Here is a 22,679-nt window from a genome sequence, read left to right on the forward strand (position 1 = left end):
CAATGCCCGGTTACCGATACCGCTACATGATCTCTGACAGCCAGAACGAACCGCTGGCCCGCGCCATTCTGGAAACACCGCCAAACAGCAAAATTTGGAACATTCAAATTCTGGATGATGATTTGGAGCAGGTTTTGGAGCATGAAATCATCAACCTGATTTCCTTGAACGCGGATCATCCGGATATGACCGGCCGCATTCTCTCCAGCGATCATGTCAATATGATCAAGGTGGAGCCGGTGAACCTCTTGGGGGAATCTCTGCGGCAGAATCTGCGGGTTCCCGCTCGGTTTGACAGCTTTCTCTATCCCGTCTCCGGCTCTTGGACCGGACGCGTTCCCATCATCTGCCACGATTTGAGCTGCGGCGGCATCGCCTTTTTCTGCTACTTCCAGCTCCGCATCGCGGAGGAGGTGGAGCTGGTGATCCCCATCACCTCTCAGCCGGTGATTTTGCGGGCGCGGATTCTGCGCCTGCGGCCCTCCAACTCCAACATTCCCCTTTACTCCGCCAAGTTTTTAGGTCTGATCCACGATGAGGAAGTCATCGTGCGGGAGGCTGTTTTTTCCCAGCAGATTGCAAATCGAGGCGCGCGGAAATAACGCCGCCCTCCATAGAGATAAAACGCACTTGAGATCAGAAAGGAAAGCCTCACTATGAAAATGAACGGAACCCGTCTGCACCGCATTGGAACGCGGCTGCTGTCCGCCATGCTCTCTTTGGTTATGGCGCTGTCTGTGCTGTCTGCGTCAATCGCCCCCGCCTCCGCGGCGGACTGGATGGAACCCTATCTTGAAAAACTGGTGAGCTGGGGGGTCATGCGGGGCGATTCCTCCGGCAACCTCCATCCCGACCGGACGCTGACCCGCGGAGAGTTCGTGGTGCTGGTAAACCGGGCTTTCGGATACGATGATACCAGCGCCGCCATTCCGTTTAAGGACGTGAAGGCTTCCGACTGGTACTATGACGACATCAATATCGGTTACACAACCGGTTACTTTAACGGAACCAGCAAAACCACCGCCGCTCCCAAAAACTCCGTCACCCGAGAGCAGGCCGCGGTGCTGCTGGCGCGCAACCTGGTGCTGGACGATGAACCCGGAGCAAGCCTCGACTTCACCGACAGCAACAATCTGTCCAATTACAGCCGCGGGCTCATCCGCAGCGCCATAACCGAGGGCATCGTCAGCGGCTATGGCGACGGGTCCTTTAAGCCCAAGCAGAGCATCACCCGCGGACAGATGGCCGTTCTTCTGGTGAAAGCCATCGGCACCCCCGTCAACAAATCCGGCACGCAGACGCTGGGCGGTGTGTACGGCAATGTCACAATCTCCACCTCCGGCGTGACGCTGCGGGACACCACCATTGCCGGAAACCTGTATATCACCGGCGGTCTGGGTCTGGGTGATGTGACGCTGGAAAACGTGAACGTGCTGGGCAAAATCGTTGTTTGCGGCGCGGGTGAGAGCGAAAAGGGCAAAAATAGTGTGATCCTCCGGGGCGTTACCGCGCCCACCCTCATTTTAGACAACTTGGCCAACAATGTGGTTTCTATCCGGGCGGAGGGCAGCACCAAAATCGGCAACACCTCCATCCGCACCCCCTCCTACGTGGAAGACACCACCGCCGACGGCTATGGTTTTACCAGCATTAAGGTTGAAGGAGAGGCCGGGACCACGCTCTCCGTGGCCGGAAACCTGAAAGAGGTCGTCACTGTCTCTCCCAATTCCACCGTCACCGTGGCCAAAGGCTCTGTCCACTCTCTGACTGTGGACGAGGCGGCCAGCGGGTCCACCGTTTCCGTCCTGACGGGCGCGGTGGTTGAAACGCTGAATCTGGATACCGGCACCAAGGTCACCGGCAAGGGCGATGTGGACAAGATGAACGTGAACACCGCCGGGACCACCTCCACCGTGCTGCCCGACACCATTGTGATCCGTCCCGGCGTTAACGCCAACATCAACGGTCAGGTGATGGACACCACGCTGGCGGCCGAGTCCTCCGCCGACCCCCGGCTGCTGGCCGGTTACCCCAAGGTCACCGATCTGGCCCCCACCTCCGCCAAGGGTCTGATGCGCACCAACAAATCCGGCACGCTCTATTGGGCCGTCACCTCCGTAACCGACGGGTCCGTGGGTGAAGCGGACTTGCTGAAGCCCAGCAACAACGCCAGAATTTTGAAAAGCGGCAATTTGAAAGCCGCCGCATCCAGCACGGACTATAACGCCGCAATTTCCGGCCTCACCTCCGGCGGGTCCTTCTATTTCTCCGCCGTGCTGGTGGACGCCCGGGATCAGCGCAGCCCGGTCAAAACGATTTCTTTCAGCACCCCGGACAACACCACGCCCAACTTTGCCACCGGCTTCCCTTACATGTCCAAGATCACCAGCAATTCCGGCGACGTCACCGTGATGCCCACCAAGACCTGCCGCCTTTATTACGCGCTGCTGCCCAAAAACGCCACTGCTCCCACCGCGCAGGACTTCAAGGCCAACGCCGTATCCGGCAATCTGGGCTTTGGCTCCCGGGACGTGACGAAAAACGTGACCGACACCTTCCGCGTCAATCAGAACGCGCTGGAAGAGCTGGGCAGCTACGATCTGTACCTCTGGCTCACCGATGTGGACGGCTCCCACAGCTCCGCCGTGAAAAAGGTTTCCTTTTCCACCATCGACGGAACGCCCCCCATCTTCCTCTCCGGCCCCACGGTCAACTCGATTAAAGAAACATCCGTGGGAATGAACGCCACACTGAACGAGGCCGGCACCATTTACTGGGTTGTGGTCAAAGAGGGGGAAGAATACCCCAAGCCCATGAACGGCCAGACCACAAAGCCGGAGCTGACCAGCGACGCGGCAAAATTGCAGGTGGCCAACGGCATGAACGCGCTGAAATCCGGCAAGGTCAGCGCAACAGCCAACAAAGACGCCGCCATCAATCTCTCCGGCCTCACCTCAGAGACGGCCTACGACGTGTATTATGTGGCGCAGGACAAGGCGGGGAACTACTCCACCCCCGTTGGCAAGCTGACCGTCCATACGCTGGATACCAACCCGCCCACCATCACACAGGAGTTCACCCGCACCAACGACACGGCGGGCACCTCTCCTCTGGCGGACACCGATGTCCGCCTCGTGTTCAGTGAGAGCATTCAGGATTCCAATACCAACCAGCAGCTGCTGGCCCTTTATCAAAAGTCCAAGGATACCACGCTCACGCAGGCAGAGCGCGACTCCGCCGCCGAGACGCTGACCGGGATTTTGCGGGACGATATCCAGCTCTACTCCGCCGACGTAACCCCGGCGGCTCTGGTGGTAGACCGGAGCAGCGACAGCGTATCCAACTGGGTGATCGACTACCGCTACGCCACCGTTACCGCCGAAGAGGGCAAAATTGTTGTCACCTTCAAGGCAAATGAAGCCTTGAAGCTGAAAAGCGGCGCAAAATACTTTTTCAAGATTCAAAACATTGCGGATACCTCCACCAATAAGAACATCATCAAGCCCAATCCCACCACCCTGCCGACATTCACCACCGTCTTTGCCCAGATTCAGTTCTCCAGTACGGATGCTTCCGCCACGGTGGATGGTGCGGCGGTGAACTTTGACATGTCGTTCCGCGCCGTCCCCGTCTCCACCGGCAACGCGGGAGAGGGCGTGTACTGGGATTTGCTGTTCCGCATGAACATCCCCGCCAAGTTTGAGCTTTACCAAAAGGTGGGCGACGGGGCATGGAAAAAATTCGACACTGTCGCCGAAATCAACTCCACCAATGGGACGCTGTACGGCACCAGTTACACCCGGAACTTCCGGGAGGGAAACACCAGTTCTTCCACCAATGCGGAGCTTCTCAAAGATGTGACCTCCCCCCGGTATTACGGCATCCGCTTTACCTCCATCAAAAACGTGAATACCCGGGAGACTTGGAGCGGGAAGGTTGAGATGCAGGTACAGGCCGTGGCCGGGTCCAGTTTAAGCGCTCTGCACAATTTGGCCGTCAGCAACATTGAGGACGATGCGCTCACCGAGGCCGTCAAAGACGGGATGGTGCAGGTGGGCAGTCCCACCAACTACACGCTCAAGCACACATTCAGCGACACGATGATCCCGGAATTTGAGCTGGGATATCCCAAATTTGACGCCAGCGATGTGAGCGGTTCCATCAACGTTCAGCTCACCCGCACCACGGGAAAAATTTATTATGTGATCGCTCCCGTAGCCACCATTACCACCAAGCTCACGAAGGATCTGAGCGGCAGCACCTCCCTCACCGCCGCCAACTGGGAATTTCTCCCCACAACAACCAGCGCCGACGACCCGGTGCTGTCCTCCGTTCCCACCAGCGGCAATATCATGACGCCGCCCTATAACGACCCCTCTATTATCAAGGGCAGCCTTTCTTATTACGGCAGCAATGTGTCCATTCCTATGAAGGGGCTGAACCCGGAGACAAAATACGTGGCCTACTTCGTTTTGCAGGGCAGTTCTTCCACGATCTACTCCGCAAATCCCTACGTCTTCGGCTTTAAAACCACCGAAGTCTCCCGCCCCATCATTGAGCTGACGGTCAGCAACCCCAGCGTTACGATCAAAGTGGACGCCACTTCGGATGTGGACTATCTGCTGGCGGTCAACGGCAACGAGCCGGGCAATCTTCGCCACCCCATGGCCAATTACGTTCTGGACGCGGACAAGCCGCTTTTCCAGTCCGGCGGGACCTATGGTTCCGGCACCGGCACCGGCGGCGTTTACACCGTGCTGGACGCGATGAGCAACAGCGCCTACAAGGACGGTAAATTGATCGGTTCCGTGTTCGACCGGTATGCCACGCAGGACGCCAAGGACGATTTCGCGGAATTTATCCGCTCCCAAACCACCACCAGCGGCGACGTGGTTATGAGCGGTACGGCTGCGGAAATTCCCGCCAACAGCTCCAAAACCATTAACTGCGCCTCCGCCATGGTGGGCACGACATGGTATACCTTCCTGGCCGTGGGCAAGAGCACCGCCAATTCCGGCGATGCGTTCCGGGCCATTCGTCCCGTGTTCAATATGGACGCCACACCCCCCATGATCACCGCGTGCAACTTTGTCATGACGAATACCACGCCCATTACCTCCCTGACCGGCATCTGCAAGGGAACGCTGACCATTCAGTTTGACGAGCCGCTATACTGGGTGGAAAAATCAGGCGTGAACCAAACCGTTATACCCATCGTCTCCTCGGCCGGTTCCTCTTCCAATGTCTACTCTGCTTCACTGGCCTTTGCTACTTACGGAGGCATCAGCTATTCCCCCGGTACCGGAACCAGCGCCATCGCTTCCGCGACGTTCGATATCACCGCAGGGCGAAACGGCTCCTACATCGTGGCGGAAACCAATGTTGGCGATAAGAGCGGCAACGTGCATACCGTTCCTCTGAACATCCAACTGAAATATGCTGCCAATGGCGACGGCACCTATACGCCCGAATTTGTTGTCGCCAAGGACTGGGACGGCCGCTGACAGCTTCTTCCGTATCATCTGCAAAGGAGTACGATATGAAAAAAACATTTTCACGCAGGGCTCTTTCCCTGCTTTTATCCATGATTTTGTGCGTCTCCCTCGCTCTCCCCGCTGTGGCGGCGGAGGGCGAGGCGGGCGGCAGTCCCGTCCCCGATTTTTCCAAACTCTCCGTCAGTCTTGGCAGCAACGCAGAGATGATTTTGAACGACAACAATCTCACCCTGTCCGCTACGATATCCGGTGTACCGGAAAATGTGACCCCCACCTACACCTATGAATGGTCCAGCGGCAACACCGCCGTGGCCACGGTGAGCGGATCGGACAGCACGGTGTCCATCGTCCGGGGCGGCACGCCGGGGCGCACCAAAATCTCCGTCTCCGTGACCGCCGCCGCAACTCTGGCTGACGGTTCCACCGTCACCAGCCCGGCATTTACCGCCTCCCGCGATGTGCTGCTTCCCGGCATCACACTGAGTCCCTCCTCCTTTTCTCTGAAAACAAGGGAAACTCAGCAGATCACCGCCAAGCTCTATGTGCCTTCCGGCAGCGACGAAACCGTGACATGGAAATGCAACAACGAGTATGTTGCCACCGTCTCCTCCGGCGGTCTGGTGACCGCCGCCAGCGCCGGAACCACCTTCATCACCGCCACGGCGGGCGCCTATTCCGCCGAGAGCACGGTCACGGTCAACGAGGTTCTGGCCACCACCATCACCGCCAGCGCCACCGCCGACGCCCCTTTGCCCTTTTCCTCCATCCTCGGGCAGATCGACGCCCAGTGCCGCCGGGTTTTGAACGCCCCCCTCAGCTATGCCACCAGCCTTTCCGTCCCCACCTCCGCCGGAACGCTGTACTACGGGTACACCTCTGAAAGCGAGCCGGGATCGGGTGTGGGTACCAACGAGAATTACTACTATTATGGCAGCGGAAACCGGGTGCTTTCCGACGTAACCTTTGTGCCGAAGACGGACTTTTCCGGCTCTGCCACCATCCGCTATATCGGGTACGACAGCTCCGGCAACTCCTTTCAAGGGGACATTGCCGTCTCTGTTGCCGCCACCACCGGCATCAGCTATTCCACCGTGGGCCGCGGCCGGGTAGACTTTATCGAAAGTGACTTTTCCGCCGTGTGCCAGTCCCGAACCGGCCATGAACTGCAATATGTCACGTTCTCCCTGCCCTCGTCCTCTAAGGGAACGCTGTTTTATAAGTACACCGGCAACGATCTGGACAACAAGGTGGCCTCCGGCACAGCGTATTACCGCAGCAAGACCCCTCTGCTCTCCGACGTGACCTTTGTGGCGGCGGACGGATACTCCGGCACCGTCACCATTTCTTACACCGGCCGGGACACCAACAACAACTCCTTCAGCGGCTCCGTCTCCATCGTGGTTTCCAGCGGCGCGGGCGGCAAGGGAAACATCCACTACTCCACCTCGAAAAACCGGGAGGCGGAGTTCGATGTGGACGACTTTGACGATCTGTGCGAGGACGTGCTGGACGTTCATCTGCGGTATGTCCGCTTCACCCTGCCCTCGTCCTCCATCGGAACGCTTTACTACAACTACACATCCTCCAACAGTTATGGAAGCAAAGTCTCTTCCGGGACCAACTATTACCGCTCGTCCTCCCCGTATCTGGACAACGTGTCCTTTGTCCCTGCCTCCGGCTGGACCGGGACGGCGGACGTGGCCTTCACCGGATACGGCACCAACAACCAGCGCTTCACCGGCACCGTCACCATCGAGGTGACGAATTCGTCTTCTTCCGGCAGGCTGACCTACTCTACCAAGCAGAACACCGCCGTGCGGCTGGACGTGGACGATTTTAATGATTACTGCGATAACCAGACGAATGAGCGTCTGAACTATGTCCGCTTTATCCTGCCCTCGTCTTCCTACGGAACCCTGCGCTATAACAGCAGCAACGGCAGCGCGATTTCCTCTTCCACCAGCTATTACCGTTCTTCCTCCCCGTATCTGGACAATGTGTACTTCGTCCCCGCCTCCGGCTATACCGGCACGGTGGACATCAGCTTCACCGGGTACTCCACCAGTGGTCAGCGCTTCACCGGAACGGTTCGGATCACGGTTCAGGGCACCAGCTCCGGCGATATCACCTATTCCACCGCACAGGATACCCCGGTGAATTTCAACACGGACGATTTTGATGCCCTCTGCAAGAATGTGACGGATCGGCATCTGAACTACGTGCGCTTCACTCTGCCCTCGTCCTCTTATGGAACGCTGCGGTATAATTACAGCTCTTCCAGTAGCACCGGCAGCACGGCGTCCTCCTCCACCAGCTATTACCGCTCCTCTTCGCCGTATTTAAGTAACATCACCTTTGTTCCGGCCTCTGGCTATACCGGCACGGTGCGCATCAGCTTTACCGGATACGACACCAGCGGCCAGCGCTTTACCGGTACGGTTGCAATCACTGTGAAAGCCGCGGCCTCCGCAGGCATTATCTACTATACTGTGGCCGCCGGGAAGAATGTGCCCTTCCTCCTCAGCGCGTTTCAAAACGCTTGCAGCGCACGGGGCGCAGGTACATTTGTCAGCGCATCCTTCTCCCAGCCCTCTTCCAGCGCAGGCCAGCTGCGGTATCAATATCTCTCAGCCAGCGAGCCGGGAACCGCCGTGGTTTCCGGGACGGCCTATTCCGCCAGTTCCGTCCCGCTGGTGTCCAACGTCTCTTTTGTCCCTGCCGCTGGCTATTCCGGGACCGCAACCTTTGCTTACACTGGGCGGGACAGCGGCGGCGCCACCTATTCCGGCTCCGTCGTCGTCACGGTCACGGCCGACACGAAAACCAGCTCTTTCACTGACATGGCAAATTACAGCTGGGCCAGCCCGTCTGTGGAATACCTGTACGCCAACGGTGTGGTTTACGGCACAGGAAACGGCGGATTTTCCCCTGGCGCATCCATCACCCGGGGCAGCTTTATGCTGATGCTGAATCGGGCATTTCATTTCAGTGCCTCGGGCGGCGCAGGCTTTGCCGACGTACCGGCTGGAAGTGTGTATGCCGACGCGGTGAAGATTGCGCAGGCGCTGGGCATCGCGCAGGGCAGCGGCTCCAACTTCTACCCCACCCGCCCCCTCTCCCGCCAGCAGGCGGCCGTGTTTTTGGCCCGCGCCATGCGGGCTGACGGCTGGACCATCTCCACGGGAAGCCGGTCCGAGCTCTCCGCCTTTTCCGACAGCGCCGCTGTCTCCGACTATGCGGTGAATGATCTGGCCTCTATGGTGCGTCTTGGCGTTTTTCAGGGCGACAGCAGCGGAAGATTGAATCCCCAAGCTCCCCTTACCCGCGCGCAGATGGCTGTGATCCTCTGCCGTGCAATCACTTTGTAATCTCATTTCAAAAGGAGCTGCAAGCTATGGCGTTCGCAACCACAGGCGCAAAAGGGAGTCCCGAACCCCTCTCCCAATCTCATCTGAAGGAACTGCGGGGGGCCGTGGGCCATCTTTGCGAGGTACGCAAGCCCGACAACACGCTCATTTTTTTGGGCCGTGTGCAGGACTTTGACGGCAGTTCGCTGAGCGTCTGGCCCGCCGGAGGACGGGAGGCTCCCCCCGTCATCTACAACGATGAATTCAAGCTGATCCTGCACATTCCCCGAAAGCCGGCCTTGGTATGGATGGGAAATATCTGCGGCAGCTCCCGCTCCTTTTGGAAGCTGAATCGTCTTGTCAGCTGCCACCGCAAGGAACAGCGCGTTAACTTCCGCCAGCCTGTCTCTCTGCGGGCAAACGCCCTTTGCATCAACGCACTGTATCCCGGCAGCCCCCGGGGAAAAGATGAGTATTTTGCCCGTCTGTGCAAGGTTGTAGACGTGAGCTTGGGCGGCATTCAGCTCCGGGGACAGGATGTCTATCAGCCCGGCGATCACCTGCTTTTGATGAATCTCTGGCTGGACCAGTCCCAGTCCCAGCCCTTTGTGTTCACCGTTCAGGTCCGATGGAGCGCGCCAATTAGCACTGTGGAAACGCGGCTGGGCTGTTCCTTTGAGTCCATGAGCATTCGGGACGAGGATCGGCTGTGCGCTGCCATTCTGGAGCTTCAGCGGCTGGATCTCGCCAGCCACAAAAATTGACGGCCATCCCTTTAAAAAACCGCAGCGGCAGGAGTGAGTATCCTGCCGCTGCGGTTTCCTATTTTATAAAAATTCAGTTTTTGTAAATATGTAGTCATAATATACCCGCCGGGACCATTGTATTTTTGCAAATCCCATGATAAAATTTCAATAAAGACTTATTTTGAGGGTGCAGCATCGGAGAGGAGTGGCCGTCGTATGTTCCATTTTTTCAAAAAAAGCGTCTCCCAGATCACAGAGGAGCCGGAGCCGCAGAACGAGTTTGAACGGGCCGCGCGCTATCACTGCGAGGTACGCGGGCTGGACGACCGGCCCATTTTCTTGGCAGATGTAAAGGATTACGACGGAGACTCGTTCCGCCTGTTCCCCACGCTGGACAGCGACGCGCCCTCCGTGATCTATAACAACCGCTATAAGCTGGTATTTCGCACACCCAGTCAGCCCACTCCCGTTTGGACCGGGCGCGTCCGGGGCAGCACCTATGAATTTTGGAAAATGGACGAATTGACCCGCCTGCGGGACGAACAGCGGGCCAGTTTTCGCCAAAGAGTCTCTCTGTCCGCCGTTGTGCGAAATCTGCTGGGCCTGCCGGAAAACGGCGAAATCCTGACTTCTGCCTACTACTCTCAGGACTATGATCAGTGTGAAGTGCTGGACGTTGGCATGGGCGGGTTGCAGATTTCATCCAGCCATCCTTTCCGGCAGAATGATCTTCTGGCGGTGACGGGGCTGCGGCTGCATCACGACCCGCAGCCCTTTGCCCTGCCTCTTCAGGTTCGGTGGGTCGCCGCCGAAGACGGGACTTATCGCTGCGGCTGTGCGTTCCACGCCGTTCCCGAGCAGGAGGAGCGGCGGCTGTGTGCCGCGATGTTCAGCCTGCAGCGCGCCAGTTTGGGCCGGATGTAACCTACCTATCAAAAATCGCTGCCCATCGGGCAGCGATTTTTTTAACCATTTTATTCAGCGCGAAACACATGGATATGAAACCCAATGCGGACACTAAGTCGATCCAATGCCGCCAGCCGCTCCGATCCCGCCTTCGGCGTCTTCCAGTAATAGGGCGTCATCTGAAACAGAGCGTGAATCTCCTCCTGAGAACAAAGCTCGATGCGCCCTTCCACGGCCGCCACAGTCTCATAGGCAAAGCCCTCATAGGGCGTTTGATGTTCCTCGTTGGGATAGGGCGTGTCGTAAAGAACCTCTTTCAGTTCCCACAGATGCTCCGCCGAAGGAACCACATAGAGGAACGTGCCGCCGGGGCGAAGCACCCGCCGGAATTCTTCAATTGCCAGCGGGGAAAAGCAGTCCAGCAGCAATTCCACGGACCCATCCGCCAACGGCAGGCGGAAGGAGGACGCCACGGCAAACTCCACGCTCTTTTCCCGCTTTGCCGCCAAGCGCAGAATGGATTTGGAGATATCCGTCCCCGCCATGCGGGGGCGCTTTCCCGCCGCGCAGAGGGCCTGATAGATCCCTGCGGTGTAGTATCCCTCTCCACAGCCCACATCCAGCAGCGTTGGCTCTGCCCCCGTGTGGGAGAGTGCCAGATCGCACAACGCGTCCAGCAGCGGGCGGTAATAGTCCTTGGAGAGAAAGTCCCGCCGGGCGGCCGCCATGCCGGGGTCATCGCCGGGCGCGGCGGAGTGCTTTTGGTTCACCGGCAGCAGATAAGTATAACCCTCTCTGGCAATGTCAAAGCTATGTCCGGCGGAGCAGGCGTAGGTTCGCTCCATCCGCTCCAGAGGCCCGCCGCACAGAGGACAGCGAAACAAACTGGTCACGCGTACTCACTCCCCCTCATGGATCGTCACGTCATTGATCCACTTCCGGCTGTGCAGCCGGATAATGCCCAGCGGCATTTTGCAGGTGTTCTCCGAGTAGATGCCAAAGCACACCAGCCAAATGGGCGCATCCAGCACCAGTCCCGTCAGCGCCGTCAGCGGCACCGACACCAGCCACAGCGGACAAAGATCCAAAATCGCCGCCATCCGCGCGTCGCCGCCCGCCCGAAGCACACCGGTGATGTTCGAGATATCATAGGATTTCAGCGGCATCATCACAATATAGACCACACACATGGTCACTGCCACTTCTGTGGCTTTCTCCGTCAGGCTGAACAGCGGGTAGAGGTACGGGATAAACACCGTGGGCAATACAATAAGCAATGCCAGCGCGATTACCGCGCCCAGCAGGAAGGACACCAGCAGCAGGCAGCAGCTCAGGTTATAGACTTCCTCCTTGTCCGCCCGCTCCCCGATCCGCTTGCCCACGATGACGGCAGTGGCTCCCGCCACGCCGAAGCAGGCCACTGTGGAGAATTTATCAATGTTGCCCATGATCGCGTAAGCCGCCAGCATGTCTGCACTGATGACCATGTGGCCCATGATGGCGGTCATCACCGTGGTGCCAAGCCCCCACAGCGTCTCATTCAAAATCACCGGCCCGGCATAGACCGCCGCGCTTTTCAGCATTGCCCGCCCGGGGCAAAACAGCGCCTTTGGAATCAGCGGGACCCGCTTGTTGCAAATGGCGTACACCAGAACGATGATAAATTCCACCACGCGGGAGGCCAGCGTTGCCGCCGCCGCACCGGTAATTCCCAGCCGGGGCGCGCCAAAATTGCCGAAAATCAGGCAGTAGTTCAAAAACGTGTTCAACAGCATGGACGTTGCGAACACCAGCATGCCAAAGCCGGGATTCTCCGTGCTCCGCTGCATACTCACATACACGGAGCTGACGGCGTTGAACACATAGGACACGCCCACAATGCGGACATAGGGTGCCCCCAGTTCGATGAGCTGCGCGTTGTTGGTGACAAGGGCCATCACGCCCTCCGGGAACAGAAACAGAAGCAATGCCGCAACGCCGGAAATGGCGATCCCGACGTACATGGCAACGCCCATCACGCGGTTGATGGAGGCCGCGTCCCCTTTTCCCCAGTATTGGCACACCAGCACAGTCAGCCCGCTCATCAGGCCGAAAATGATGACCTGCACCAAAAAGATGGGCGTGTTTGCGGCGGTGACAGCGGAAAGCTCTTCGTTGCCCAGAAGGCCCACCATGAAGGTATCCACAAATCCCAAGGATGTGGTAATTAGATTTTGCAGGATAATGGGAAGCGCCAGCCTCCATAACCGACTGTAAAAGCCGGGCTTTTGACGAAGTACGGAAAACATAGTTACCTCAAACAAATTTCTAAAGATTTCAAGTACGCCTTAGCCGTTGGGCAAAGCGAGGAATGCGCGGCTTGCGTGTCTTCGTTCCCCCGTCTCTCTCCTCGCCAAACCAGCGCAGCGTTTGGCGGGAAAAAAGGAGCCGCAGCGGAGCGAGTGAGCTGTGCCCGCAGGGCAAAGCGAGGGATGTGCAGCTTGCGGCGACGTTACAGCATGGGAAACCGCGTGTCGTGATGCTTTTTCAGAGCCTCTGCCGCCGCGTCGATCTCCTCTCTCGTCGTCTCCGGGCCAAAGCTCAGCCGCACCACGCCCGCCGCCACCTTTTTCTCAAGGCCCAGCGCCGCCGTCACCTGACTGGGCTTTCCCTGATGGCAGGCGGACCCGGCGGAAATGCAGATCCCCGCGTCGGAAAGATCGTTCACCACGTTTTGGCTGGGATAGCCGGGCATGGACACCGACAGCACATGGGGCGCGGTTCCCTTGGAGATGAGCCGCAAATCCGGGATCTCCGCCAGCCGCTCCATAGCATAGGCCTTGATCTGCGCCATATGCTCCAATTTCTCCGTCAAATGTTCCGTCCGCAGTTCCACAGCCTTGGCAAATCCCGCGATCTGGGCGGTGGCCTCCGTTCCTGCCCGGAAGCCGGACTCCTGTCCCCCGCCGGGAAGCAAGGGGCGGGGATTACGCACCCGTTCGCCGATGTAAAGCCCGCCAATGCCCTTTGGCCCGCCGATTTTGTGGGCAGAGAGGGAGATGAAATCCGCGCCCAGCGTTTTCGCCGCAAACGGCACCTTCAAAAAGCCCTGCACCGCATCGGTGTGCAGCAAGGTCTTCTCGTTTTTTGCTTTCAGTCCGGCGGCAATCTCCGCCACGGGATAGACGTTCCCCGTCTCGTTATTCACCAGCATCACGCTCACCAGCGCGGTGTCGGTCCGGACAGCCGCCAGCACCGCGTCCGCCGAAATATTCCCGTCCCGATCCGGCGTCAGATACGTCACCTCGTATCCGTCCTGTTCCAGCCAGCGGCACCGCTCCAAAATGGCGCTGTGCTCCACGGCGGTGGTCACGATGTGCTTTCCCACCCGGCGGTTCTGCCACAGGGCGGCGGTAAACGCCCAGTTATCGGACTCGGTTCCACAGGCGGTAAAGTATAGATTTTTTGCGGCGCAGCCCAGCCCATCCGCCACGGTTTGGCGTCCATCCGCCACCAGCTGCCGGGCCTGTCGGCCATAGGCGTACTGCGAGCTGGGATTGCCGTATTCCTCGCGCAATACGCGATACATCTCGTCCGCCACGGGCTTTGGCACCGGCGTGGTGGCAGCGTGGTCCAGATAGATCATATAACTATGCACTCCTTTGATTGGGACTTGCCCCAGCGGGAAATAAAACGTATAATAAAGATAAAACCACGGAAGAAAACACAGTTTTTGCTGCAATCTTATTATTATATAGAAAGCTATTTAAAATAGCAAGGAGAATCCATGAAAATCGCCATTTACACGCTGGGCTGCAAAGTCAATCAATACGAAACCCAAGCCATGGAACAGGAACTGCGCCGCCGGGGCCACGAGATCGTGCCCTTTACCGACAGCGCGGATGCCTATGTGGTCAACACCTGCTCTGTCACCGCCGTCAGCGACCAGAAATCCCGCCAGATGCTTGCTCGCGCCCGGAGGGAACATCCGCAGGCAGTGGTGGCTGTGTGCGGATGCTATGCCCAGACTCATCCGGAGGATGTGCGGAAGTTGGACGTGGACCTGATCGCGGGAACCGGCGACCGGATGGGCTTTCTCGATCTTTTGGAGCTGGAGCTGGAGGATCGCAGGCCCATGGAATCCATGGACCGGGCCTTTGACCGCCGGGGCTTTGAGATTCTCCCTGCGGGAGGGCTGGAGGGCCGCACCCGCGCCATGCTGAAGGTGGAGGATGGGTGCGTCAACTTCTGTTCTTACTGCATCATCCCCTATGCCCGGGGCCCCATTCGTTCCCTGCCGCTGGAGACAGCGGTGGAACGGACCCGGGAATTGGCGGCGGCGGGCTATCGGGAGATCGTTTTGACCGGCATCGAAATCTCCTCTTGGGGGCACGATTTCAAAAACGGCCAGAGCCTTATCGACCTGATGGAGGCGCTCTGCGCCGCCGCGCCGGAGCTGCGGCTGCGGCTGGGCAGTCTGGAGCCCCGAACCGTCACGGAGGACTTCTGCCGCCGTGCGGCGGCGTTGCCGGGCCTTTGTCCTCAATTCCACCTGTCCATGCAGTCCGGCTGCGACGAAACGCTCAAGCGTATGAACCGGAAATACGACACCGCCCGATATCTGGAATCCGTGACCCTGCTGAACCGGTACTTTGACCGTCCCGCCGTCACCACCGACATGATCGTGGGCTTTCCCGGCGAGACGGAGGAGGAATTTGCCCAGTCCTTGGCTTTCATTGAGAAATGCGGCTTTGCCAAAATGCACATTTTCCCCTATTCCATTCGTCCCGGCACTCCGGCGGCGGAGATGGAGCAGATGCCGAAATCCGTGAAGGAAGACCGGGCAAAGCGGGCCGCCACCGTGGCGGACAAACTCCACCAGACATACCTCTCCGGCTGCGTGGGGCAGGTTTATTCCGTGCTGTATGAACAGGAGCGGAACGAAAAATTCTCCGGCCACGCCCCCAACTATATGGAGGTTCTTGTGGATGGCGGCAAAGCGCTCCACAACCGGGTCCTTTCCACCCGCATTGTCGATACAGATGGCTCGGCCCTGCTGGGAATTTTGGAGGAAACGCCATGAAAAGTCATTTTTTTGCGTATCTTTCCCGTCTGCGGTTTATCTCCCGCTGGGCGTTGATGCGCAACACCGCCCCGGAAAACGTACAGGAACACAGCCATCAAACGGCGGTGCTGGCCCACGCGCTGGCGGTCATCCGCAACGAGAACTTCGGCGGTCAGGTGGATGCCGGAGCGGTTGCGGTGGCGGCGCTGTATCACGACGCGTCGGAGATTTTGACCGGCGACATGCCCACCCCCATCAAATATTACAATCCCGCCATTCGTTCCGCCTATCAGGAGGTGGAGGCGGTGGCCAATCGAAAGCTGCTGGAAATGCTGCCAGCCGAGCTGCGAACAGTCTATGAGCCGGTTTTGGAAAGCCCCGACCCGGAAATTCATACCTTGGTGAAAGCGGCAGACAAGCTCTCCGCCTATATCAAGTGCGTGGAAGAGGTCAAGGCGGGCAACGGCGAGTTCCGGGACGCCGCCGCCCAGACCCGCGCCGCGTTGGAGGGGTTTCATCTGCCGGAGGTGCGGTATTTTCTGGACACTTTCATGCCCAGCTTCTCCTTGACGCTGGACGAACTGAAGTAATCCGTTTTTTCATGTGGCCCCATGTAAAAAGACGCGAACCCCGGAAATCCCGGGGTTCGCGTCTTTATTCCTTTACATAGCGATGCGGACAGGACGCACGCAAGGCCGCAAAACGGACCCTGCGATGCGTTGTCTCAAATTTTTACCAGCTCATATTCCCGGGTGCCAAGGCCCAGTTTTTCCGCGTGCTCAAGGCAGACCCGCCAATCGGTATTCGTGTGGGCGGCGGTGAGGTTGTCGCCGCAGGTGCAGTCGTACCCCTCGTCAAACAACACAGAGCCGGGCAGTGCGGGCTGGGCATTCACCGCGTCCGCGCAGGCCTGATCCAGCGCCACCGGGTCAAAGGAGGCAAACATGCCCACATCCGGCGTGATAGGCGCATCGTTCTCCCCGTGACAGTCACAGCAGGGGGAGATATCCCGCACCAGCGACACATGGAAGCAGGGCCGTCCGTCCACCACTGCCTTGGAATACTCGGCGATCTTCTTGTTCAAAATGGCCGGCGCCTCATCGTTGTTGCTCTGCACCGCGTCCTTGGGACATACCGCAAGACACCGTCCGCAGCCCACGCACTTATCTTGGTCAATCGAAGCCCTGCGGTCGGTGATGTGGGGCGCGTCGTGCGCGCAGATCTTGACGCAGGCTCCGCAGCCAATGCAGTCCTCCTGATGGACAAAGGGCTTACCGGCGTTGTGCATTTCCATCTTGCCCGCCCGGGATCCACAGCCCATACCGATGTTTTTCAGGCATCCGCCCATGCCGGTCTGCTCGTGGCCTTTAAAGTGAGTCAATGTGACGAATACGTCCGCGTCCATCACAGCGCGGCCAATCTTGGCCTCTTTCACGTATTCGCCGCCCTCCACCGGGACCAGCACCTCGTCGTGGCCCTTCAAGCCGTCTCCGATGAGAATGTGGCAGCCGGTGGAATAGGGTGTAAAGCCATTGACATAGGCGGATTCAATATGATCCAGCGCGTTTTTCCGCCCGCCCACATACAGCGTGTTGCAGTCCGTCAAATAGGGCTTTCCCCCCTGCGCCTTGACGAGGTCCACCACGGCTTTCGCCCAGTTGGGCCGGAGGTACGCCAGATTTCCCGGCTCACCGAAGTGCATCTTGATCGCCACGTACTTCCCATCCATGTCGATGTTTCCAAATCCGGCGGTCATCATCAAGCGGGCCAGCTTCTGGGGCAGATTTTCCCGCCAGCTGGGGGCGCGAAAATCCGCAAAATAAACCTTTGCCTTCTCTGCCATAATGGCTTTCCTCCTCATTTTCCCTCTGCGGCGCGGCCGCGTCTTTTACTCGTCCAGATTTACAGAAATATTGTCCGTCCCGTGCTCCTCAAATTCGCCCATATAAGCGTCGATACGCTGCATCAGCTCGTTGTAGTTCTCCCGGGTCATCGGCTCCCCGTCCATGTCCCGCAGCGCCAGCTCCTCCGCCAAAATTTCATAAAAGATCACGTCCTCATAGTCCGCGATTGCCTCATGGATTCCACCGTCGGCAAAGGCGCGGGAGGGGATAATCTCCCCGTCCAGCCGCTCCACCAGCTTGCGCATCCCGTGGAGGGGGCACTGGGAGAAAATCAGACTCTCCACCTCGTCATATTCTTTGATGCGATCATCCTCCCGGGTGGAGTTGAGCACCCAATTTCCTATGTACACCAAGTCCAGCAGATAACGATACTGCTGTTCCGTCAGCTCGATCTTCACGGCAAACACCTCCCTGTTCCGGCTCCCTAGACCGAATCGCTGATTCCTTTCAGCATTATATCAAATTCACTTCTGAAATTCTACCTAAAAAACCGGGAAAAAAGCCTAAAATCTGACTTGCCGGGGGCAAATATACATAGTATAATAGTCAAGTTAAGGCTATATGATAAGATATCTCTGACCCCGCAACAGATTTGGAGGCACTTTGCATGGACATTCGACCCATCGGCGTATTCGACTCCGGCCTTGGCGGACTCACCGCCGTCCGCTCTTTGCGGAAAATTTTGCCGGAGGAGGACCTGATCTACTTTGGAGATACCTCCCGCGTCCCATACGGTGGACGGTCCCGGGAGACGATTTTAAAATATGCCCGACAGGACATCCGCTTTCTGCGCTCCTTTGACCTGAAGGCGATTTTGATCGCCTGCGGCACCGTGTCCACCACGTCGCTGCCAACGCTCCGGGCCGAAAACGACCTGCCCATGGTGGGCGTGGTGGAGCCGACCTGTGCCCGGGCCGCCGCTGTGACAAAAAACAAGCGGGTGGGCATCATCGCGACCCAAGCCAGCGTTCGCGCCGGAGCCTATAAAGAGACGCTGGCAAAGCTGGACGGGGACATTGAGGTGTTCGCAAAGGCCTGTCCCCTGTTCGTTCCGCTGGTGGAAAACGGGCGGTTCCGCACTGGAGACGTGGTAATTGAAACCATTGCCCGGGAATATCTGGAGCCGATGCGCCAAACCCGCATCGACACCCTGATTTTAGGCTGCACCCATTATCCCCTGCTCACGGAGATTATCGCAGACGTGATGGGGCCGGATGTAGAGCTGGTATCCGCGGGTGAGGAATCCGCCTTTGAGCTGAAGCGGATGCTGAAGGCTCAGGAGCTGCGAAACAGCGAGTCCCGTCAGGGGGAAGCCACATATTATGTCAGCGACCGGGTGGAGAGTTTCGAGGAGACTGCTTCCTGGTTTTTGCAGGAGGACTTGCGCCATGGAGCCAATCAAATTGACATCGACCGCTACTGATCCAACGCCGTTTCCGGTGGTTCTCTCCGTCCGGGGCGAGCAGTATTTTGACGGCTGCGACCCCGACAGCACGGAACTGATGACCGAGGGAACCATGACGCTGCTGCCGGACGGGATGCTTCTGCGCTATGACGAGAGCGCCCTCACCGGAATGGAGGGCACCACCACCACCTTTGAGCTGCGCGGCCCCCGGGTTCTGCTGACCCGGTCCGGCAAGGTGAACTCCCAGATGGTTTTTGAGGAAGGACGGCAGCACACCTCCCTCTATGAAACGCCCTTTGGCGAACTGAGCGTGGACATTCAAACCAGCCTGCTGCGCCATAATCTCACGGCGCGGGGCGGTCTTTTGGAAATCAAATATTCGATTGCGGTTGAACACACCGCGACGGGGAAGAATACGTTTAAGATCCGTGTGCGCCCCAGAAGCTGACGCATGGCAATCCCGTGCAGTCCGCAGCCAGCCCTTTTGGCGCGGGAGCACCAAAAAGCGCAGCCACCTTTCGGCCATGAGGCCCCTCCATTTTAAATGACGACACAAATGAAAGAGGTACGTGAACCATGATCCATATGATTCAGCGAGCAAAAGATCAGGCGGCGGAGCTGGCGATGAGCGCCTACCGCAAGGCCGTGTCCGACGGAGTTCTGCCCGAGGCGGAAATCGCCAAGGCCCCGGTGGAGATTCCCAAAGACACAAAAAATGGCGACTTTACCACAACCTTTGCGCTGGCAGCGTCCAAGGCGCTGCACCAGCCGCCCCGGACCATTGCCCAGGCGCTTTTGGAGCGGCTGGCTCTGGAGGGCAGCTATTTTGACTCGGCGGAGATCGCCGGTCCCGGTTTTCTGAACTTCCGCCTGGGAAAGGCGTGGTTCCGGGACGTGCTTTCCGCCGTGGAGAGTGAGGGCGGGGAATACGGCACCTGTGACGATCTCAAGGGCCAGAAGATCATGGTGGAGTTCGTCTCCGCCAACCCCACCGGCCCCATGCACATGGGAAACGCCCGCGGCGGCGTGCTGGGCGACACACTGGCCTCTGTCCTCTCCGCCTGCGGAGCGGACGTGAGCCGCGAGTTCTACGTCAACGACGCCGGTCATCAGATCGACAAGTTTGCCCAGTCCATTGAGGCCCGCTATCTCCAGCTGATTCAGGGAGAGGACGCAGTTCCCTTCCCTGAGGACGGGTATCAGGGCGAGGACATCCGGGATTTGGCCGCCGCCTATCGCGCGCAGCACGGGGACGCGCTGGCACAAGCAGACGTGGAGCAGCGGCGCGACACGCTGGCTCGGTTTGGTTTGGACATGAACCTGCCCAAAATGAAAACCGACCTCCAGCGGTACAAGATCAATTACGACGAGTGGTTCTACGAGTCCACACTTCACGAGTCCGGCTACGTGGCCGAAACGGTGGACAAGCTCACCGAGGCTGGGTTCACCTATGAAAAGGACGGTGCGCTGTGGCTGAAGACGGCGGAGATCCTCGCCGCCAACCTCCGCAAAGCCGGAAAGAAAGAGGCGGAGATTGAAAAGCTGGACCTGAAGGACGACGTACTCCGCCGCGCCAACGGGTTCTACACCTATTTTGCCGCCGACATTGCCTATCACCGGAACAAGTTCGCCGTCCGGGGATTTGACAAAGTCATCAACATCTGGGGCGCGGATCACCACGGGCATGTGGCCCGACTGAAGGGCGCGCTGGACGCGCTGGGTCTCAACGGCTCTGAAAAACTGGACATCGTGCTGATGCAGCTGGTGAAGCTCCTGCGGGACGGCGAAGCCGTTCGCATGAGTAAGCGCACCGGAAAGGCCATCTCCCTCAGCGATCTTCTGGACGAGGTTCCGGTGGATGCCGCCCGGTGGTTCTTCAACTCCAAGCCCGACACCCAGATGGAATTCGATTTGGGCCTTGCCGTTCGGGAGGACAGTGAAAATCCCCTGTACTACGTGGAATATGCCCACGCCCGCATCTGCTCTCTCCTGCGGGCTATGGAGGGCGAAGGACTGCGCGTTCCCGCCGCGGTGGAAATTGATATGACGCAGGTGAACGGTGAAACGGAACAAGCCCTCGTCAAGCAGCTGGCCCAATTCTGCGAGATCATCCGCATCGCCGCCCGGGACTATGATCCCTCCTTCATCAACCGGTATCTGCAAGAGCTGGCGGGCTGCTTCCACCGCTTCTATACAGCATGCCGCATCAAGGGAGAGCCTGCCGACGTGGCGGGCGCACGACTGAAGCTGGCGGACTGCACCCGTGCCGTTCTTCAAATGGGCCTGCGGCTCATCGGCGTGGACGCGCCGGAGAAAATGTAAGAACCCGCATTTGCAAACAAATTTTGAGCAACGGCAGCCGCGCCGGTCCATCCGGACCGGCGCGGCTTTTCCATTCAGGCTGAACGGTTCCGTTTGCGGCCCATGCCGAAAACCGTGCGGCACTTCCAAAAAAGAGAAGGGGTCCTTTATGAGTATTTTTGAAGCACTGATGTTGATCTGCTTCGGCCTGTCTTGGCCAATGAACATCTGGAAGTCTTGGACCACCCGGTCCGCGGTAGGCAAGAGCCTGCCCTTTCTGCTCATCATCGAGGTGGGCTACATCTGCGGGATGCTGAACAAGATTCTGGTTCACTTTGATTGGGTATTTTTCCTGTATGTGTTGAATTTCCTGATGGTGGGAACCGATGCGGTTCTTTACTTCCGCAATCGGCGGCTGGATCGGCTGCGGGCAGAACAGGAGGTCTGACGTGGGCAGCACTCCCTCCCATGAAACACCGCAGTGGAGGACCGCCCTCCGCGCCGCGTTTCCACACACCATCCCGGTTTTGACCGGATACATGTTTCTCGGGATTGCCTACGGGGTCTTGATGAACGCAAAGGGATACGGCCCCCTGTGGTCCGTTCTGATGAGCGCCATCGCCTTTGGCGGCAGTATGCAGTTTGTGGCAATCTCTCTCTTGACCGTGGCCTTCGACCCGGTTCAGGCATTCCTTCTTTCCTGCATGGTGAACGCCCGCCACCTTTTTTACGGGCTTTCCATGCTGGAAAAATACCGGGGTCTTGGCAAGGCCCGCATCCCGCTGATCTACATCTTGAGCGACGAAACGTTTTCCCTCGTCTCCACCGTGGAGCCGCCGGAGAACGTGGATCGCAGGCAATTCTATCTCTCCATCTCTCTGCTGGACTATTTTTACTGGGTCGGGGGCACGGCTCTGGGTGGTTTTTTGGGGGATTTTATCTCCTTTGACACCACGGGTCTGGATTTCGCGCTGACGGCGCCGTTTGTCGTGTTGTTTTTGGAGCAGTGGAAAAAGAAGGAGAACCGTCCCGCCGGGGCCATCGGGATTGGCGCAACCGTCCTGTGCCTTCTTCTGTTCGGCGCGGATAACTTGGTAATCCCCGCCATGGCGGTCATTGTGGCAATTTTGCTGGGCGGGAGGAAAAAGCTATGTACCTGACGCCGCTGCAAACCCTTGCCATGATTCTGGCCGTGGCTCTGGGCACACAGCTGACCCGGTGGCTGCCGTTCCTTCTCTTCCCAGAGGGAAAGGCCGTTCCAAAAACGGTGACGTATTTAGGAAAGCTTCTGCCTGCCGCCGCCATGGGCTTGCTTGTGGTCTATTGCCTGCGAAACGTCTCTCTCACCGCCGCACCCCATGGGATTCCGGAGGCGGCGGCAATTCTCGCCGTGGTTCTGCTCCACCGATGGAAAGGCAACGTGCTGCTGTCCATCGCCGGAGGGACTGCCCTCTACATGGTACTGGTACAGGCAGTTTTTGTAGGAATGTGAAAAAGCGGCGCTCCGCAGTCCAACTGGACTGTGGAGCGT

The 22,679-nt window shown here is 58.4% G+C and carries 18 protein-coding genes; 13 read left to right on the forward strand and 5 right to left on the reverse strand.

Annotation, left to right across the window (positions count from 1 at the left end; translation table 11 throughout):
- Window positions 1-2 precede the first annotated feature (2 nt).
- The 5 genes from ON16_RS05245 to ON16_RS05265 all read left to right on the forward strand — a co-directional run bounded on the left by ON16_RS05245 (window position 3) and on the right by ON16_RS05265 (window position 10,512).
- Window positions 3-602 (forward strand): PilZ domain-containing protein, encoded by a 600-nt coding sequence (locus ON16_RS05245; RefSeq protein ID WP_040660108.1) that lies wholly within the window; start codon window positions 3-5, stop codon window positions 600-602.
- A 54-nt stretch (window positions 603-656) separates the two neighbouring features.
- Entirely contained in the window at window positions 657-5,504 is a 4,848-nt protein-coding gene (locus ON16_RS05250) for an S-layer homology domain-containing protein (protein WP_051131551.1), read from the forward strand.
- Between the two features lie 35 nt (window positions 5,505-5,539).
- Window positions 5,540-8,863 (forward strand): S-layer homology domain-containing protein, encoded by a 3,324-nt coding sequence (locus ON16_RS05255; RefSeq protein ID WP_051131552.1) that lies wholly within the window; start codon window positions 5,540-5,542, stop codon window positions 8,861-8,863.
- 26 nt (window positions 8,864-8,889) lie between these two features.
- Complete coding sequence (locus ON16_RS05260; protein ID WP_040660110.1) at window positions 8,890-9,606, forward strand: PilZ domain-containing protein; 717 nt, start codon at window positions 8,890-8,892, stop codon at window positions 9,604-9,606.
- 198 nt (window positions 9,607-9,804) lie between these two features.
- A complete protein-coding gene (locus tag ON16_RS05265; RefSeq protein ID WP_040660112.1) occupies window positions 9,805-10,512 on the forward strand; it encodes a PilZ domain-containing protein in 708 nt (235 codons plus the stop codon).
- Between the two features lie 50 nt (window positions 10,513-10,562).
- On the opposite strand, the gene ON16_RS05270 is transcribed toward ON16_RS05265, so the two are convergent.
- From ON16_RS05270 to ON16_RS05280, 3 genes are all read right to left on the reverse strand, one after another.
- Window positions 10,563-11,387 carry a putative RNA methyltransferase gene (locus tag ON16_RS05270; protein ID WP_040660114.1) on the reverse strand — a complete coding sequence of 275 codons (825 nt, stop codon included), beginning with the start codon at window positions 11,385-11,387 and terminating at the stop codon, window positions 10,563-10,565.
- 6 nt (window positions 11,388-11,393) lie between these two features.
- The gene (locus ON16_RS05275; RefSeq protein ID WP_040660115.1) at window positions 11,394-12,782 is read right to left on the reverse strand and encodes an MATE family efflux transporter; all 1,389 of its coding nucleotides are present in this window, start codon (window positions 12,780-12,782) and stop codon (window positions 11,394-11,396) included.
- Between the two features lie 203 nt (window positions 12,783-12,985).
- On the reverse strand, window positions 12,986-14,119 hold the full coding sequence (locus tag ON16_RS05280; RefSeq protein ID WP_040660117.1) for a cysteine desulfurase family protein: 1,134 nt from the start codon (window positions 14,117-14,119) through the stop codon (window positions 12,986-12,988).
- 141 nt (window positions 14,120-14,260) lie between these two features.
- Between ON16_RS05280 and mtaB the strand changes: the two genes are divergently transcribed.
- Window positions 14,261-15,556, forward strand: coding sequence for a tRNA (N(6)-L-threonylcarbamoyladenosine(37)-C(2))-methylthiotransferase MtaB (gene mtaB, locus ON16_RS05285; RefSeq protein WP_040660120.1), 1,296 nt, complete (start codon window positions 14,261-14,263; stop codon window positions 15,554-15,556).
- Window positions 15,553-16,128, forward strand: coding sequence for a 5'-deoxynucleotidase (gene yfbR / locus ON16_RS05290; protein ID WP_040660122.1), 576 nt, complete (start codon window positions 15,553-15,555; stop codon window positions 16,126-16,128). The genes mtaB and yfbR overlap by 4 nt, the downstream gene beginning before the upstream one ends.
- A 134-nt stretch (window positions 16,129-16,262) precedes the next feature.
- On the opposite strand, the gene ON16_RS05295 is transcribed toward yfbR, so the two are convergent.
- Entirely contained in the window at window positions 16,263-17,381 is a 1,119-nt protein-coding gene (locus tag ON16_RS05295) for a DUF362 domain-containing protein (protein WP_040660124.1), read from the reverse strand.
- 45 nt (window positions 17,382-17,426) lie between these two features.
- Window positions 17,427-17,840 carry a hypothetical protein gene (locus ON16_RS05300; RefSeq protein WP_040660126.1) on the reverse strand — a complete coding sequence of 138 codons (414 nt, stop codon included), beginning with the start codon at window positions 17,838-17,840 and terminating at the stop codon, window positions 17,427-17,429.
- Between the two features lie 209 nt (window positions 17,841-18,049).
- On the opposite strand from ON16_RS05300, the gene murI reads away from it, so the two are divergent.
- The 6 genes from murI (at window position 18,050) to ON16_RS05330 (ending at window position 22,640) form a co-directional block, all read left to right on the forward strand.
- The gene (murI, locus tag ON16_RS05305; RefSeq protein ID WP_040660128.1) at window positions 18,050-18,865 is read left to right on the forward strand and encodes a glutamate racemase; all 816 of its coding nucleotides are present in this window, start codon (window positions 18,050-18,052) and stop codon (window positions 18,863-18,865) included.
- Window positions 18,831-19,295, forward strand: a complete 465-nt coding sequence (locus ON16_RS05310; RefSeq protein ID WP_051131553.1) for a YwiB family protein — start codon at window positions 18,831-18,833, stop codon at window positions 19,293-19,295. Before murI ends, ON16_RS05310 begins: the two co-directional genes overlap by 35 nt.
- 128 nt (window positions 19,296-19,423) lie before the next feature.
- On the forward strand, window positions 19,424-21,169 hold the full coding sequence (gene argS / locus ON16_RS05315) for an arginine--tRNA ligase (protein WP_040660129.1): 1,746 nt from the start codon (window positions 19,424-19,426) through the stop codon (window positions 21,167-21,169).
- A 148-nt stretch (window positions 21,170-21,317) separates the two neighbouring features.
- Window positions 21,318-21,596 (forward strand): hypothetical protein, encoded by a 279-nt coding sequence (locus ON16_RS05320; RefSeq protein ID WP_040660910.1) that lies wholly within the window; start codon window positions 21,318-21,320, stop codon window positions 21,594-21,596.
- Between the two features lies 1 nt (window position 21,597).
- Window positions 21,598-22,308, forward strand: coding sequence for an AzlC family ABC transporter permease (locus ON16_RS05325; RefSeq protein ID WP_040660130.1), 711 nt, complete (start codon window positions 21,598-21,600; stop codon window positions 22,306-22,308).
- Complete coding sequence (locus tag ON16_RS05330; protein WP_040660132.1) at window positions 22,299-22,640, forward strand: branched-chain amino acid transporter permease; 342 nt, start codon at window positions 22,299-22,301, stop codon at window positions 22,638-22,640. Before ON16_RS05325 ends, ON16_RS05330 begins: the two co-directional genes overlap by 10 nt.
- Window positions 22,641-22,679 lie beyond the last annotated feature (39 nt).

The sequence above is a fragment of the Oscillibacter ruminantium GH1 genome, assembly GCF_000307265.1.
In the GTDB taxonomy this organism is placed as follows: domain Bacteria; phylum Bacillota; class Clostridia; order Oscillospirales; family Oscillospiraceae; genus Oscillibacter; species Oscillibacter ruminantium.